We start from the raw sequence: 14603 nt of genomic DNA, 5'->3' as shown, positions 1-14603 counted from the left end.
TCACCTAGGGTCGGATCCCATGAGCCCTTCCATCGCCACCACCACCCGGGTGGACCTCCCCGGACTGCTGGACTTCGTCCGCCCCCGGCACCGCGCCATCCTGCTCACCCGCCGCGCCGACGGCTCCCCGCAGGGCTCGCCGCTGACCTGCGGCGTGGACGACGAGGGCCGGATCGTGGTCTCCACCTACCCGGAGCGCGCCAAGACCCGCAACGCCCGCCGGGACGAACGGGTCTCGCTGATCGTGCTCTCCGACGAGTGGAACGGCCCCTGGGTGCAGATCGACGGCACCGCCGAGGTGCTCGATCTCCCCGAGGCCCTGGAACCACTGGTCACCTACTACCGCAACATCGCCGGCGAGCACCCCGACTGGGACGAGTACCGGGAGGCGATGACCCGGCAGGGCAAGTCCCTGATCCGGATCACACCCACCTCCTGGGGCCCGGTCGCCACCGGCGGCTTCCCGGCCCGGCTCGCCCAGGACGACTGAACACCGCCCCTGCCCGCCCGCCGGCCCCGGCGGACGGCCGTGTCCGATTCCCGCCGGTGTGCGCCCCCGCCCCGGGCGCACACTGGGCAGTGTGATGGACGACGACAGCAGGTACGAAGCGGTCCGCAGCCGGGACGCACGGTTCGACGGGGTCTTCTACACGGCCGTGCGCACCACCGGCATCTACTGCCGGCCCAGCTGCCCGGCCCTCACGCCGAAGCGCGCCAACGTCACCTTCCACCCCTCGGCCGCCGCCGCCCAGGCCGCCGGCTACCGGGCCTGCCGCCGCTGCCGGCCCGACGCGGTGCCCGGCTCCGCCGAGTGGAACCTCCGCGCGGACGCCGTGGGCCGCGCCATGCGCATGATCGCCGACGGCGTCGTCGACCGCGACGGCGTCACCGGCCTCGCCGCCCGGCTCGGCTACAGCCCCCGGCAGGTCCAGCGCCAGCTCACCGCCGAACTCGGCGCGGGACCCGTCGCCCTCGCCCGCGCCCAGCGCGCCCACACCGCCCGCATCCTGCTGCGGACCACCGATCTGCCGGTCACCGAGATCGCCTTCGCGGCCGGCTTCGCCAGCGTCCGCCAGTTCAACGACACCATCCGGCAGATCTACGCCCGCACCCCCACCCAGCTGCGCGGCTCGCGCACCGCCGCGCCCCGGGACGGCGCCGGCGTCCCGCTGCGGCTCGCCCACCGGGGCCCGTACGCGGCCCGGGAGGTCTTCGACTTCCTCGCCCGCCGGGCCGTGGCCGGCATCGAGGAGATCACCGGCGAGCCCGGTACCCGCGGCTACCGCCGCTCCCTCGACCTGCCGCACGGCACCGGTGTCGCCGAGGTCGGCGAGAGCGGCGGCCCCGGCTGGCTCCCCGCCCGGCTGCGGCTGACCGATCTGCGCGATCTGACCACCGCCGTCCAGCGGCTGCGCCGGCTGTTCGACCTGGACGCCGACCCGTACGCCGTCGCCGAACGGTTCGCCGCCGATCCGCGGCTCGGCCCGCTCGCCGCCGCCCGCCCCGGGCTGCGGTCCCCGGGCGCCGCCCAGCTCCACGAACTCGCGGTGCGCGCCGTCCTCGGCCAGCAGATCACCGTGGCCGCCGCCCGTACCCTCGCCAGCACGCTGGTCGCCGCGTACGGCAAGCCGCTGCCGGCCCCCGACGGCGCCCTCACCCATGTCTTCCCCACCGCCGACGCCCTGGCCGAGGCGCCGCTCACCGAGCTGGGCATGCCCGACACCCGGCGCCGCACCCTGCGCGCGCTGTGCGCCGCGCTGGCGGAGGGCACCGTGGTGCTCGAACCGGGCGCCGACCGGGACGCGGCGCAGGCCGCCCTGCTGGCGCTGCCCGGCATCGGGCCCTGGACGGCTGGCTATCTGCGGATGCGGGCGCTGGGCGACCCGGACGTCTTCCTGCCGGGCGACGCCGGGGTACGCCACGGGCTGGCCGCCATCGGGGCCGGCCCGGGCGACGCCGGGGGCTGGCGGCCGTGGCGCTCCTACGCCGTCCACCACCTGTGGCGGGCCGCCGGGGACGCGCAGCTGCGGGTCAGTCCGGCAGTCCCCAGCTGATGACGCGGCGCGGGTGCAGCCGGATCACCTCCGGGCTGAAGCCAGGCCCCAGATCCCGCTCGCCCACCAGCAACTGCGCCACGCCGCGGATCTCCACCCCGCGCACCCGCCACGGCTGCACGCTCGCCAGATCGTCCACCACCAGCGACAGCAGCGGATTGACCGTGAGATTCCGCCACTTCTTGGTGTCGCCCATGGCACGGCCACCGATGAGCACGGTGCCGTCGTCCTGCGGGAAGAACCCCACCGGATTGGCCTGCGGCTGTCCCGCCGGGTCCACGGTGGCCAGCCGCCCCAGCCGCTGGGTGGCCAGATAGGCGCGTTCCGGAGCGCTGAACTCAGCCTGTTCCCTCATGGCCGCAGCCTGCCACGCGGCGCGCTCAGCCCCAGCGCAGCACGCCGAGCCATACCCCCGTGACCAGCAGACATGCCGCCAGTTCGACCAGCATCCGGCGTCCCACCGTCCGCATGATCACGCGGGTGGAGGCGAGCGCCGCGCCGTGGTCGCCCAGCCGCGCCCGCTCCCACCCGTACAGTGCCCCGACGAATCCGGGCACCAGGCCGATCCCCGGCAGGACGAAGAAGCCGACGATCCCGCTCCCCCCGGCGAACAGCAGCTGCCGCCGCCGTACCCCGGCCTCCCGCCGGCCGGCGGCCGGAAGCAGCCACTGCACCGCCTGATTGACCAAGAGCAGCGCGGTGGCGGTGACCAGGACCCACCACGCCTGCGAGGTGCCCTCGGCGGAGGACCACCAGAACACGGCGGCCCACACCACCAGTGGTCCCGGCACCCCGGGCATCATGATGCCCAGCAGCCCCAACAGCATCACCAGGCCCACCAGTAACAGCTGCCATATCCCCATGGGGATCAGGCTGCCGTATTCCGGTCAGCGGTGCCGCACGCGGGGCCCGGTTCAGTTGAACTGACGCTCGATCCGGGCCAGTTTCTCCTCAAGCGAGTTCAGCCGGCCGTCCGCGCCGGACATGTCCGTCCCGGTGGAGCCGGCGGCGGCGCCCGCGGTGCCCAGCGAGCCGGGAGCGTCCAGGGCCGGGCGGCCAACCGCCGTCGGGCCGGACTCCAGCGCGGCCGGCTCGCGGTCCCCGCCGGCCTGCTCCACGGCGACCTCGACCCGCTGCTGCCGGCCCAGCGCCTTCATCCGCGCCTTCTCCAGCTTGCGCTGCTCCTTGCGGCGGGCCTTCTCCAGTTCCTTGGTGCGCCGCTCCTCGCGGACCTCCTCGACGGCCTCGTCCAGGGTGCGGACGTTCTCCAGCAGCATGAGCGACCAGGCGCCGTACGTCTCGCGCGGGGCACGCATCCAGCGCACGAAGCGGATCTGCGGCAGCGGACGCGGCACCAGGCCCTGCTCGCGCAGCGCCGCCTTGCGGGTCTGCTTGAGCGCGCGGTCGAAGAGGATGGCCGCTGACAGCGACATCCCGGCGAAGAACTGCGGGGCACCGGCGTGCATCTCACCGCGCGGCGCGTGCACCCAGTTGAACCAGGCGGCGGCACCGGCGAACAGCCACACCAGCATCCGCGAACCCAGCGACGCGTCGCCCTGGCTCGCCTCGCGCACCGCGATCACCGCGCAGAACATGGCCGCGCCGTCCAGGCCGAACGGAACCAGGTACTCCCAGCCGCCGGAGAGGTTCAGGTTCTCCCGGCCGAAGCCGACCAGACCCTGGAAGGACAGCGCCGCCGCCACCCCGGCGCAGCAGAACAGCAGGAGGTAGGAGGCGGTCGCGTACGCGCGCTCCTTGCGCCGCCTGCGCTCCTCCATCACTTCCCACGAATCGCTCTGCGCTCCGTCGGCAGCCGCTGCCGCAGGTTTGCGCCCCTTGCTCATGAGGGTCACCGCGACAAGGGCGCCGGCCAGGAGCACGGCTCCGGCGATCACCCAGCTGAACTCTATGTCGGTCATAGCGGAGCACCTTACCCGGCTCGGGAAGTCGTCTTTCGCGGCTGTGTTTCCGCCAGCATCCTGCGTCAACAGGCCGGTGGCCTGGTGAGGTTCACAACCCGGCCCCACCAATGGGTGAGGGGTAAACGGGGGTTGCGCGATTTGTTGCGAAACCTTTAGCGAACGGCCGACAGCCGTTCGATCCGCTCGCTGTCACACATGCGCGGGCAGGTCACACAGGTGGCCTCCGGGCGCAGCGTGTAGAAGAGACAGCAGCTGACCCGGTCGCGGGTCCGCAGCGTCGCACCATCCGGACCGGTGAGGTTCCGGAACGACGCACCACCCGGATAGGGGGTGGTGCCACCGGGCAGCAGCAGCTCCGTCTCGGCCAGCGCGCGCTCCTCCTCGCCCAGCAGCGAGCCCAGGTACCACAGGCTCTCGGTCAGCTCGTCGGTCGCCATGCCCCACAGCGCCCGGCTGCCCCGGCGCATCCGCGGCCGGAAACCCTCCAGCACCGGACCCAGATGCGCCGCCGCCGCCTCGCGCACCGCCGCCCGCAGCTGCTCCTCGTCCGCGACGACCCGGGCGTCCGGATGGCCGGCCAGCGGATCGTCCGGCAGGCAGCTGAACGGAGCGGGAGCCGCGGTGATCAAGCCATCCGCCCGATGGAATGCGACATCCTCCGGCGCCAGCCACGGCACCCGGCGCAGCAGGAAATAGGGGAGCGTGAACAGGACGGCGGCGGGCCACGCGTACCGGTGCAGTGCGAAACTGGCCACGACCTGCGGCCGGCCGCGCTGTCCGTAGTCCGCGAGAATGCGTTCGTCGTCCCAGGCCAGGAAATCCTCCAACACGGTTCCCGCCTCGGCGAGATCGCTGCCGCGCACCCATCCCGGGCCGCCGCGCGGTGCCTCCTGGGTGAACCGGAGGGTGCTCAGGACATCATTCGCACGATCGAGTGCGGGTGCCAGCGGCAGGGCCGGGGCGAGAGCGGAGACGTGCATGGTGCCACCGAATCAAGAGCAAGGACGAGACGGAGAGGTAAGGCTTACCTTACCCGATCAAGGAGGGGGTTTGATCTCGGCCCATATCGGCCTAGGGTGCTCGACATCACTTTTTCTACGGGAGGGGGCGCCCGCGTGGATGCGTACATAGCGGCGCCCCCCGGCGCGCCGGTGGCGCCCCCCGGGAAACCACCCCTGCCGGTACGGCCCAGGTCGCTGCCCGAGCGCCACTCCGTACGCGCCCAGGTGCTCGCCGCCCTGCGCGACGCCCTGGCCGGCGGGCAACTGGCGCCCGGCGAGGTGTACTCGGCCCCCGCCCTCGCCGAGCGGTACGGCGTCTCCGCCACCCCGGTGCGCGAGGCGATGCAGCAACTGGCGAGCGAGGGCGCCGTGGAGACCGTGCCCAACCGCGGCTTCCGCATCGCCGGCCACACCGCGCGCGACGCGGCCGAACTCGCCGAGGTCCGCGCCGCCCTGGAGGTGCCGGCCATCATGCGGCTGGCCCGCACCGTCCCCCCGGAGCGCTGGGACGAACTGCGCCCGCTGGCCGAGGCGACCGTCACCGCCGCCACCCTGGGCGACCGCGCCGCCTACGCCGAGGCCGACCGCTGCTTCCACCGCGCGCTGCTGCGGCTGACCGGCAACCGGCAGCTGGTGCTCATCGCCGAGGACCTGCACCGCCGCTCGCAGAGCCCGGCCACCTCCCGGCCCCTGCCCGGCACCGCCGAACTGCTCGCGGACGCCCTGGAGCACGCGGCCCTGCTCGACGCGCTGCGCCGCCGCGACCTGCCGGCCGCGCAACAGCTGGCGAGCGAGCACTTCACCGGCGTCTGACCACCGCGCCGCCCGAGCAACCGCGGCCCGCCGCGCACCGCCGCCCGGCCCGGCCCGGCCCGGCCCCGCCTACGCCGGGGCCGGCGCGGGCGGCTGCGGCGTGAGCTGGGCGGCCAGCCAGCGCGGCACCCGGTCCAGCAGATGGAACAGCCGCCCCGCCTCGGTGCGCAGCCGGGTCGCCTCCGGCTCCGGCTGGACCTCCGCCAGCGCCACCAGCGCCGGGGCGATGCCCACCAGGAAACCGGTCTCCTCCCGCAGCCGCAGACTGTGCGTGAACCCCTCCCTGGCCTGCTCCAGGTCCCCCCGTTGCTGGGCGAGCGCCGCCAGCTGCCGCCAGGTGTACGAGCTGAGCAGCGCGTCGCCCCGGGCCACCGCCTCGGCGTGCGCCCGCCGGTAACCGGTCTCCGCCGCCTCCGCGTTGCCGCTCACATGCTGCGCCATCAGTCCGCGCCGGAAGTCCAGCAGCGCCCGGCCCGGCGAATCGGGGGCCAGCAGCGCCGCCGCCCTGCCCAGCGCGGCCCGCGCCTCATCGGCCCGGTCGCGCACCCGCAGTAACGTCGAGGCGTACGCCAGATAGCCGCGCTCGCCGGCCGCCGCCCCCCGTTCCTCGTCGGTCAGCGCCATCGGCTCCACGGCCCGCAGCGCGTCCTCCGCCCGCTCCCAGCCCTCGCCGGTGAACATGCAGCACTCCACCAGCAGCGCGGTACGGCGCAGCGCCGCCGTCGGGGAGAGGGCCGCCGCGTGCTCCAGCAGCGCCGCCGCGTCCTGCCAGCAGCCGCGCGACCGCAGCCGCCACACCGCGCTGTCCAGGGGAACGGTCGGTGGTATGGCGGTCTGGGCCACATCGCCCTCCAGGCGCGTCAGTGAGCCGATCGTGAGTGTGGAGGAATCTCAGCACGCGCCGGTGGGCGCGGCCAAGAGGCGTGCGTGAACCAGTTCACAAATGCGCCGCTCACCCAATGGCCCAGCCCAGCTGGGCATCCGCTCCGCCACGCCCGCACGATGCCAGGTATGGAGCCGATATCCGGATACGCGCGCGACGGCTTTCTCAGCTCGCTGCGCGCTGCCGTGACACCCCGCGCCGCCCTGCTGGTGCTGGGTGTGCTGCTCTTGCAGTGGGCGTTCATCACCTCCTACGTCGGCGCCCTGCACCGCGCCGAGCCGCACCGGATCCCGCTCGCGGTGGTGGCCCCCGAGGAGATGGCCGGACAACTGGTCCACGCGCTGGACGGGCTGCCCGGCAACCCCGTCCGCGTCGAGCACACCGCCACCGACGAGGCGGACGGGCTGCGCAGGGTCCAGCACCGGGACGTGGACGGCGCGCTGATCGTGGACGGCGGCGGTACCCAGGACACGCTGCTGGTGGCCACCGGCGGCGGCACCTCCACCGCCGAGGCGCTGGCGCAGGTGCTCCAGTCGGTGGCGGCCGGGCAGAACCGCACCCTGGAGATCCGGGACGTCGCCCCGGCCGCCGCCGGTGACGCGCGCGGCCTCAGCTCGTTCTTCCTGGTCGTCGGCTGGGTGGTGGGCGGCTATCTGTGCGGTGCCGTGCTGGCGATCAGTCACGGCAGCCGGGCCGCCACCGTGCCGCGCGCCCTGTTCCGGCTGGGCGCCCTGGCCGTCTACTCGCTGCTCGGCGGGCTGGGCGGCGCGGTGATCGTCGGCCCCGTCCTCGACGCGCTGCCGGGGCGGGTGATATCGCTGGCGCTGCTGGGCGCCCTGGTGGTGTTCGCGACCGGGGCGCTCACCCTGGCCCTCCAGGCGCTGTTCGGCATCGTCGGCATCGGGCTGACGCTGCTGGTGGTGGTGATCCTCGGCAACCCCAGCGCGGGTGGTGCGATCGGCACCGCGCTGCTGCCCGCCTTCTGGCGCGGCATCAGCTCCGTGATGATCCCCGGCGCCGGCACCTGGGGCGCCCGTTCCGTCGCCTACTTCGACGGGCACGCGCTCACCCACCCGCTGGTCGTCCTCGGCATCTGGGCGGTGGCCGGGGTCGTGGTGACGCTGCTCGCCTCCCTGTTCGGCGGGCGCCGGCGGTGGCGGGACGAGATGCCCTACCGCACCGTCTCCGACGGCGGGTTCCTCGGCATCAAGCCGTGGACGCAATGAGCCGCTCCGCGCCCGTACCCCGACGGCCCGTCACCGGCTCAGCCGCAGCGCCAGGAAGAAGTCCAGCTTGTCCTCCAGCCGGGTGAGGTCCCGCCCGGTCAGCGCCTCGATGCGGCCGACGCGGTAGCGCAGCGTGTTGACGTGCAGATGCAGCCGGGCCGCGCACCGGGTCCACGAGCCGTCGGCCTCCAGGTACGCCTCCAGGGTGGGGATCAGCTCCGAGCGGTGCCGCCGGTCGTAGGCGCGCAGCGGGTCCAGCAGCCGCGCGGTGAAGGCGAGCCGCACCTCCTCGGGGACGAACGGCAGCAGCAGCACGTGCGAGGCCAGTTCGTCGTGGCCCGCCCCGCACACCGGCCCGGTACGGGCGGCGGCCACCCGCCGCGCGTGCCGCGCCTCCTCCAGCGCGCCGCGCAGCCCGCCGGCCGCGGCCACCGGGGCGCTCATGCCCAGCGTCAGCCGCCCGTCCGGGCCGAGCCCGGCGGCCAGGACCGTACGGACCGGCGCCAGCACGGTCGCGGCCCGCAGCGCCGCGCCCTCGCCCGGCACCGCGGGCAGCGGGACGAGCGCCACCGCCTCGCCGTCCGCCGCCCCGGCCACCAGGGCGCCCTCGACGGTGCCCGGGGCGGCGAGCAACTCCTCCAGCAGCGCCTCCGCCACCCGGCCGCCGCCGTCCGCCGCCGCGGCCGGGCCCTCGATCCGCGCCACCACCAGTTGCCAGCGCGGCTCCGTCAGCCCCGGCACCAGCAGCGGGCCCGCCACCCGCAGCCGCGCCGCCACCTCGGCGGGCGCGGCACGCTCGCGCAGCAGCCGCAGGATCTCCCGGGCGAGCCGGCGCTGCACCGTCCGGGACGCCTCGCGCCGGTCCCGGTCGGCGGCGATCAGCTGCGCCACCCCGGCCATCAGATCGAGGCGTTCGGCGGGCCAGTCGCGGGGGTCGGCGCGCACCGCGAGCTGCCAGCCGGTGAGCGCGGCGGTGTGCGGGTCGCCGCCGTCGCCGGGCACCGGGAACAGCGCGTACCCGTCGTCGTCCCCGTCTTCTCCACCCGCCTCCGTACCGGCCGGCACCCGGTACGGCCCCGGCCGCCCGCCGGCCGCCGCCGTCATCGCGTGCGCGGCCAGCCGCGCCGCCACCGGCGCGGGCAGCGCGGCGCGTGCCGTGCCGGCGACCACCCGCCCGGTGGCGGACAGCAGCCAGGCCGGCAGATCCAGGTCGGCGCCCAGCAGATCCAGGACCGCCTGCGGCCCGCCGCCGCCCGGCCCCGCCGACATCAGCCGCCGGTGCCGGTCCACGACCGCCGCCAGATCCCCCGCGCGATGCCCGGAGATCTGCCGCACCACCCGTTCGGTGATCTCCGCGAAGGCCACCTCCTGCGCCACCGCGAACAGCGGCAGCCCGTGCCGGGCGCAGGCGGCGGCCAGATCGTCGGGCACCGCCCCGAGTTCCGCCTCGCCGGCGGCGAGCCCCGCCACCCCCGCCCGGGCCAGGATCCGCACGAACGGCTCGGAGTCGGCCGGGCCGCGCCACCAGGCGAGGCCGGTCAGCACCAGTTCGCCGCCGCGCAGATAGCGGCTCGGGTCGCGCAGATCGGTGGTCATCACCCCGCGCACCGGGGCGTCGAGGCCGCCCGCGCCGTGCAGCAGCCGCAGTCCCAGCGCCCCGTCAGCCAGCAGTGTGCGCAGTCGCATGTCCGTCCGCCGATGTCGTCCGTGTTGCCGGCGGGCTGCCGCCCCGTTGCCGGCCGCATGTCCTCGTATGAACCTACAAGAAGTGGGGTCCCGGCGAATGGGTGCTTCGGCCCTTCCGTGACTGCCCCCGGGGCCCGCCGCCGGGTGTACTGGGCATCACCACACCCAGGGAGAGACAGCCGCATGGACTTTCTCCGCCCCACCGACTGGGCCGGGGCACTGGCCGCCAAAGCCGCACACCCCGACGCCGTACCGATCGCCGGCGGCACCGATGTGATGGTCGAGCTGACCTTCGACCGGCGCCGCCCCGACCGGCTCCTCGATCTGTCCGGGATCCCCGAACTGCGCCGCTGGGAGACCGGCGAACGGACGGTACGGCTCGGCGCCGCCGTCCCCTACCGCGCCGTCCTCGACCACCTCGCCGGGCCGCTGCCCGCGCTCGCCCTCGCCGCCCGCACCGTCGGCTCCCCGCAGATCCGCAACCGGGGCAGCGTCGGCGGCAACCTCGGCGCCGCCTCCCCGGCCGGCGACAGCCACCCCGCGCTGCTCGCCGCCGGAGCCGAGGTGGAGGCCGCCTCCGTGCGCGGCACCCGGCGCATCCCCATCGACGCCTTCTACACCGGCGTCAAACGCAACGCCCTCGCCCCCGACGAACTCATCCGCGCCATCCACATCGACCGGGCCACCGGACCGCAGCAGTTCGCGAAGGTCGGCACCCGCAACGCCATGGTCATCGCCGTGTGCGCCTTCGCCCTCGCCCTGCACCCGCACACCGGGACCGTACGCACCGGCATCGGCTCCGCCGCGCCCACCCCCGTCCGCGCCCCGGACGCCGAGGACTACCTGACCGGCGCCCTGGCCGGCGCCGGACTGTGGGAGGACCCCCGGCCGCTGCCCGAGGCCGTGCGGCGCCGCTTCGCCGAACTGGCCGCCACCGCCTGCCGCCCCATCGACGACGTCCGCGGCACCGCCCGCTACCGGGTGCACGCCGTCGGCGTCCTCGCCCGCCGCACCCTCGACCGGACCTGGGACGCCTACACGAAAGGGCTCACACCATGCGCGTGACCTGCACCGTCAACGGCCGCCGCCAGGTGGCCGACCACGTCTGGGAGGGCGAGAGCCTGCTGTACGTGCTGCGCGAGCGGCTCGGCCTCCCCGGCGCCAAGAACGCCTGCGAACAGGGCGAATGCGGCTCCTGCACCATCCGGCTCGACGGCGACCTGGTGTGCGCCTGCCTGGTCGCGGCCGGCCAGGCCGAGGGCGCCGACATCCGTACCGTCGAAGGGCTGGCCGCCGAGGACGGCACGCTCCACCCCGTCCAGCGCGCCTTCCTCGACACCGGCGCCGTCCAGTGCGGCTTCTGCACCCCCGGTCTGCTCATGGCCACCGACGAACTCCTCGAACGCGTCCCCGACCCCTCCGACGCCGACATCCGCGAGGCCCTCGCCGGCAATCTGTGCCGCTGCACCGGCTACGAGGCCATCATGGACGCGGTACGGCTGGCCGCCGCCCGCCGCGCCGGGACCGGGGAGCGCGCATGACCATCGGCCCGGGCGCCCTCAGCCAGCGCAGCGACCGCGACACCACCGGCGGCATCGGCGAATCCACCCAGCGACCCGACGGCCACCTCAAGGTCACCGGCGAGTTCGCCTACTCCTCCGACCTGTGGCACGACGACATGCTGTGGGGCCACACCCTGCGCAGCCCACACCCGCACGCCGCGATCCGCCGTGTCGACCTCACCGCCGCCCTCGCGCTCCCCGGCGTGCACGCTGTGCTCACCCACCACGACCTGCCCGCCGCCACCCACTACGGCCTGGAGTTCACCGACCAGCCGGTCCTCGCCCAGGACGTGGTGCGCTACCAGGGCGAACCGGTGGCCCTGGTCGCCGCCGACCACCCCGAGACCGCCCGCCGCGCCGCCGCCCTCATCGCCGTCGACTACGACGAACGGCCGCTGGTGCACGACGAGTCCTCCGCCACCGCACCCGGCGCCCCCGTCCTGCACCCCGGCCGCACCGACCACCATGCCGCCCACGTACCGCACCCCAACATCGTCCACCGGCAGCCGATCCGGCACGGCGACGTCGCCGCCGCCCGGGCCCGGGCCGAGGTCGTGGTGCGCGGGGAGTACGAGGTCGGCATGCAGGACCAGGCGTTCCTCGGCCCCGAATCCGGCCTCGCCGTCCCGGCCGCCGACGGCGGCGTCGACCTGTACGTCGCCACCCAGTGGCTGCATGTCGACCAGCGGCAGCTCGCCCCCGTGCTCGGCCTGCCCGCCGAGAAGGTGCGGCTCACCCTCTCCGGTGTCGGCGGCGCGTTCGGCGCCCGCGAGGACCTGTCGATGCAGGCCCACGCCTGCCTGCTGGCGCTGCGCACCGGGCGCCCGGTCAAGATGGTCTACGACCGCGAGCAGTCCTTCTTCGGCCACGTGCACCGCCACCCCGCCAAGCTCGCCTACGAACACGGCGCCCTGCGGGACGGCACCCTGCTGTACGTCACCTGCCGCATCGTGCTCGACGGCGGCGCCTACGCCTCCTCCTCACCCGCCGTCGTCGGCAACGCCGCCTCGCTCGGCCTGGGACCGTACGAGGTGCCGCACGCCGACATCGAGGCGCTGGCCCTCTACACCAACAACCCGCCCTGCGGCGCCATGCGCGGCTTCGGCGCGGTGCAGGCATGCTTCGCCTACGAGTCCCAGATGGACAAGCTCGCCGCCGAACTGGGCCTGGACCCGGTCGAGCTGCGCCGCCGCAACGCCATGCGGCAGGGCACCGTGATGCCCACCGGACAGCCGGTGGACTCCCCGGCCCCGGTCGCCGAACTGCTTGCCCGGGTCGCCGCCCGCCCGCTGCCGCCCGAACGGCCGTGGGCGGACCCGGCCGGCCCCACCGCCGCCCCCGACCTGCGGGAACTGCCCGGCGGCCTCTCCAACACCAGCCACGGCGAAGGGATCGTCCGGGGGGTGGGCTACGCGGTCGGCATCAAGAACGTCGGCTTCTCCGAAGGCTTCGACGACTACTCCACCGCCCGGGTCCGGCTGGAGGTGGTGGGCGGCGAACCGGTGGCCGTCGTGCACACGGCGGCGGCCGAGGTCGGCCAGGGCGGCGTCACCGTCCAGGCCCAGATCGCCCGCACCGAACTGGGCGTCACCCACGTCACCCTGCTCCCCGCCGACACCACGGTCGGCTCCGCCGGCTCCACCTCCGCATCCCGGCAGACCTATATGACCGGCGGCGCCGTGAAGCACGCCTGCGAGGCGGTACGGGAGGCGGTGCTGGCCCGGGCCCGCGCCCGCTTCGGCACCGCCGCCGCCCTGGAGGCCGGCAAGGTGGTGGCCGCCGACGGCGAAGTGCTGGCCACGCTCGCCGAGGTGCTGGGGGAGGAGCCCGTCGAGATCGAGCGGGAGTTCCGGCACCGGCCCACCGAACCGTTCCACCCGCGCACCGGCCAGGGCCGCGGCCATGTGCAGTACTCCTTCTGCGCACACCGCGCCGTGGTGGAGGTGGACACCGACCTCGGCCTGGTCAAGGTCGTCGAACTCGCCGCCGCCCAGGACGTCGGCAAAGCCCTCAACCCGCGCGCGGTGGCCGGCCAGATCCACGGCGGCAGCGCCCAGGGGCTCGGACTCGCCGTGCTGGAGGAGATCGTGGTCGGCCCCGACGGCCGGGTCCGCAACCCGTCCTTCACCGACTATCTGATCCCCACCATCCTGGACGTGCCCGGCATGCCGCTCGACATCCTCGAACTGGCCGACGACCACGCCCCGTACGGCCTGCGCGGCGCCGGCGAGGCGCCCACCCTCTCCGCCACCCCGGCGATCGTGGCCGCCATCCGCCAGGCCACCGGGCTGCCGCTGCGCCGGGTGCCGGTGCGGCCCGAGCACCTGACCGGGACGGCGTAGCCGCCGTGCTGGAGATCGCACCGGAGCTGAGCCGGTGGCTGGACGAGGGCCGCGCGTTCGCGGTGGCCACGGTGACGGCGGTGCACGGCAGCGCGCCCCGCCCGCCGGGCGCCGCGCTCGCGGTGGACGCGGCCGGCACGGTGGTCGGCAGCGTGTCGGGCGGCTGCGTGGAGGGCGCGGTGTACGAGCTGTGCCGGGAGGCGCTGGCGGTGGGCCGGCCGCGCACCGAGCGCTTCGGCTACAGCGACGCGGACGCCTTCGCCACCGGGCTGACCTGCGGCGGCAGCCTGGATGTCCTCATCACCCCGGTGGCCGCGGACGACACCGGACTGCGCACGGTGCTGGCCGCCGCGCTGGCCGGGCCGCACGGCGCGCTGGTCCGCTCGCCCGCCGGGGGCGCGCTGTACGTACCGGCCCGCGGCGCGCCGCGCGGCTCACTGGGCGGCGCGGCGGTGGACGGTACGGCGGCGGCCGGTGCCCGCGCCCTGCTGCGGGACGGGCGCACCGGGGTGCTCCGGCTCCCGGCGGGGGAGTGGGCACTGGTGGAGAGCCGGGTGCCGGCGCCCCGGCTGCTGGTGTTCGGGGCGGTGGACTTCGCGTCGGCGCTGGCGAGCGCCGGGTCCTTCCTCGGCTACCGGGTGACCGTGTGCGACGCCCGGCCGGTCTTCGCGACCCCCGAGCGGTTCCCGGCGGCGGACGAGGTGGTGACCGGCTGGCCGCACGACTATCTGGCCGCCGAGGCGGCGGCCGGCCGGCTGGACGCGCGGACGGCCCTGTGCGTGCTCACCCACGAGGCGAAGTTCGACGTCCCGCTGCTGGAGGCCGCGCTGCGGCTGCCGGTGGCGTACGTCGGGGCGATGGGCTCGCGGCGCACGCACACCGACCGGATGCGCCGGCTGCGGGCGGCCGGGCTGACCGAGCCGGAACTGGACCGGCTGCGTTCGCCGATCGGCCTGGACCTGGGGGCGCGGACCCCGCAGGAGACGGCGCTGTCCATCGCGGCCGAGATCGTGGCCACCCGGGAGCGGGCCACCGGGCAGCCGCTCACCGGGCTGCGGGCGCCGCGCATCCACCGGCCGGCGCCGGACCGGCCGGCGGGCTGAACGGGGCGGGC

At 75.3% G+C, this 14603-nt stretch carries 14 protein-coding genes; 8 read left to right on the top strand and 6 right to left on the bottom strand.

Annotated elements, in window-relative coordinates:
- The first annotated feature begins 19 nt into the window (after positions 1-19).
- Together BM385_RS03270 and BM385_RS03265 are read left to right on the top strand one after the other, a co-directional pair.
- Positions 20-490, top strand: a complete 471-nt coding sequence (locus BM385_RS03270; RefSeq protein WP_019434161.1) for a PPOX class F420-dependent oxidoreductase — start codon at positions 20-22, stop codon at positions 488-490.
- Positions 491-584: 94 nt separating this feature from the next.
- Positions 585-2054: a DNA-3-methyladenine glycosylase 2 family protein gene (locus tag BM385_RS03265; protein WP_093842233.1), complete on the top strand. Its 1470-nt coding sequence runs from the start codon at positions 585-587 to the stop codon at positions 2052-2054.
- Here the strand turns inward: BM385_RS03265 and BM385_RS03260 are convergent.
- The 4 genes from BM385_RS03260 to BM385_RS27460 all read right to left on the bottom strand — a co-directional run bounded on the left by BM385_RS03260 (position 2032) and on the right by BM385_RS27460 (position 4956).
- Positions 2032-2409 carry a PPOX class F420-dependent oxidoreductase gene (locus BM385_RS03260; RefSeq protein ID WP_019434163.1) on the bottom strand — a complete coding sequence of 126 codons (378 nt, stop codon included), beginning with the start codon at positions 2407-2409 and terminating at the stop codon, positions 2032-2034. The genes BM385_RS03265 and BM385_RS03260 overlap by 23 nt on opposite strands.
- Positions 2410-2434: 25 nt before the next feature.
- The gene (locus BM385_RS03255; RefSeq protein WP_037756039.1) at positions 2435-2917 is read right to left on the bottom strand and encodes a DUF456 domain-containing protein; all 483 of its coding nucleotides are present in this window, start codon (positions 2915-2917) and stop codon (positions 2435-2437) included.
- Between the two features lie 51 nt (positions 2918-2968).
- Positions 2969-3973 carry a DUF2637 domain-containing protein gene (locus tag BM385_RS03250; protein ID WP_093842117.1) on the bottom strand — a complete coding sequence of 335 codons (1005 nt, stop codon included), beginning with the start codon at positions 3971-3973 and terminating at the stop codon, positions 2969-2971.
- Between the two features lie 155 nt (positions 3974-4128).
- Positions 4129-4956, bottom strand: coding sequence for a (2Fe-2S)-binding protein (locus BM385_RS27460; protein WP_019434166.1), 828 nt, complete (start codon positions 4954-4956; stop codon positions 4129-4131).
- Positions 4957-5091: 135 nt separating this feature from the next.
- Here BM385_RS27460 and BM385_RS27455 point away from each other — a divergent pair, with 135 nt between their 5' ends.
- Positions 5092-5790 (top strand): GntR family transcriptional regulator, encoded by a 699-nt coding sequence (locus tag BM385_RS27455; RefSeq protein ID WP_374312770.1) that lies wholly within the window; start codon positions 5092-5094, stop codon positions 5788-5790.
- 69 nt (positions 5791-5859) lie between these two features.
- On the opposite strand, the gene BM385_RS03235 is transcribed toward BM385_RS27455, so the two are convergent.
- Positions 5860-6633: a hypothetical protein gene (locus BM385_RS03235; RefSeq protein ID WP_093842116.1), complete on the bottom strand. Its 774-nt coding sequence runs from the start codon at positions 6631-6633 to the stop codon at positions 5860-5862.
- Between the two features lie 168 nt (positions 6634-6801).
- Between BM385_RS03235 and BM385_RS03230 the strand changes: the two genes are divergently transcribed.
- Entirely contained in the window at positions 6802-7899 is a 1098-nt protein-coding gene (locus BM385_RS03230) for an ABC transporter permease (protein WP_093842115.1), read from the top strand.
- Between the two features lie 30 nt (positions 7900-7929).
- On the opposite strand, the gene BM385_RS03225 is transcribed toward BM385_RS03230, so the two are convergent.
- Positions 7930-9585, bottom strand: coding sequence for a PucR family transcriptional regulator (locus BM385_RS03225; protein WP_019434170.1), 1656 nt, complete (start codon positions 9583-9585; stop codon positions 7930-7932).
- 183 nt (positions 9586-9768) lie between these two features.
- Between BM385_RS03225 and BM385_RS03220 the strand changes: the two genes are divergently transcribed.
- From BM385_RS03220 to BM385_RS03205, 4 genes are read left to right on the top strand one after another with little or no spacing between them, the layout of a single operon-like run.
- The gene (locus tag BM385_RS03220; RefSeq protein WP_019434171.1) at positions 9769-10650 is read left to right on the top strand and encodes an FAD binding domain-containing protein; all 882 of its coding nucleotides are present in this window, start codon (positions 9769-9771) and stop codon (positions 10648-10650) included.
- Positions 10641-11126, top strand: a complete 486-nt coding sequence (locus BM385_RS03215; protein WP_019434172.1) for a (2Fe-2S)-binding protein — start codon at positions 10641-10643, stop codon at positions 11124-11126. The genes BM385_RS03220 and BM385_RS03215 overlap by 10 nt, the downstream gene beginning before the upstream one ends.
- Positions 11123-13489 (top strand): xanthine dehydrogenase subunit D, encoded by a 2367-nt coding sequence (pucD, locus tag BM385_RS03210; protein WP_093842114.1) that lies wholly within the window; start codon positions 11123-11125, stop codon positions 13487-13489. The genes BM385_RS03215 and pucD overlap by 4 nt, the downstream gene beginning before the upstream one ends.
- Before the next feature lie 5 nt (positions 13490-13494).
- A complete protein-coding gene (locus BM385_RS03205; protein WP_093842113.1) occupies positions 13495-14592 on the top strand; it encodes an XdhC family protein in 1098 nt (365 codons plus the stop codon).
- The last annotated feature ends 11 nt before the right edge of the window (positions 14593-14603 follow it).

Source organism: Streptomyces harbinensis, assembly GCF_900116145.1.
Lineage (GTDB): Bacteria > Actinomycetota > Actinomycetes > Streptomycetales > Streptomycetaceae > Streptomyces > Streptomyces carpaticus.
Note: the sequence above shows the minus strand (reverse complement) of the source record. Positions and strands in the feature narration are given on the sequence as shown.

Excerpts from the sequence above, each read along its gene's own strand:
- BM385_RS03220 (WP_019434171.1), top strand. The coding sequence starts at position 9,769 with ATGGACTTTCTCCGCCCCACCGACTGGGCCGGGGCACTGGCCGCCAAA.
- BM385_RS03225 (WP_019434170.1), bottom strand. The coding sequence starts at position 9,585 with ATGCGACTGCGCACACTGCTGGCTGACGGGGCGCTGGGACTGCGGCTG.
- BM385_RS03270 (WP_019434161.1), top strand. The coding sequence starts at position 20 with ATGAGCCCTTCCATCGCCACCACCACCCGGGTGGACCTCCCCGGACTG.
- BM385_RS03255 (WP_037756039.1), bottom strand. The coding sequence starts at position 2,917 with ATGGGGATATGGCAGCTGTTACTGGTGGGCCTGGTGATGCTGTTGGGG.
- BM385_RS03250 (WP_093842117.1), bottom strand. The coding sequence starts at position 3,973 with ATGACCGACATAGAGTTCAGCTGGGTGATCGCCGGAGCCGTGCTCCTG.
- pucD (WP_093842114.1), top strand. The coding sequence starts at position 11,123 with ATGACCATCGGCCCGGGCGCCCTCAGCCAGCGCAGCGACCGCGACACC.
- BM385_RS03215 (WP_019434172.1), top strand. The coding sequence starts at position 10,641 with ATGCGCGTGACCTGCACCGTCAACGGCCGCCGCCAGGTGGCCGACCAC.
- BM385_RS03265 (WP_093842233.1), top strand. The coding sequence starts at position 585 with ATGGACGACGACAGCAGGTACGAAGCGGTCCGCAGCCGGGACGCACGG.
- BM385_RS03230 (WP_093842115.1), top strand. The coding sequence starts at position 6,802 with ATGGAGCCGATATCCGGATACGCGCGCGACGGCTTTCTCAGCTCGCTG.
- BM385_RS03260 (WP_019434163.1), bottom strand. The coding sequence starts at position 2,409 with ATGAGGGAACAGGCTGAGTTCAGCGCTCCGGAACGCGCCTATCTGGCC.
- BM385_RS27460 (WP_019434166.1), bottom strand. The coding sequence starts at position 4,956 with ATGCACGTCTCCGCTCTCGCCCCGGCCCTGCCGCTGGCACCCGCACTC.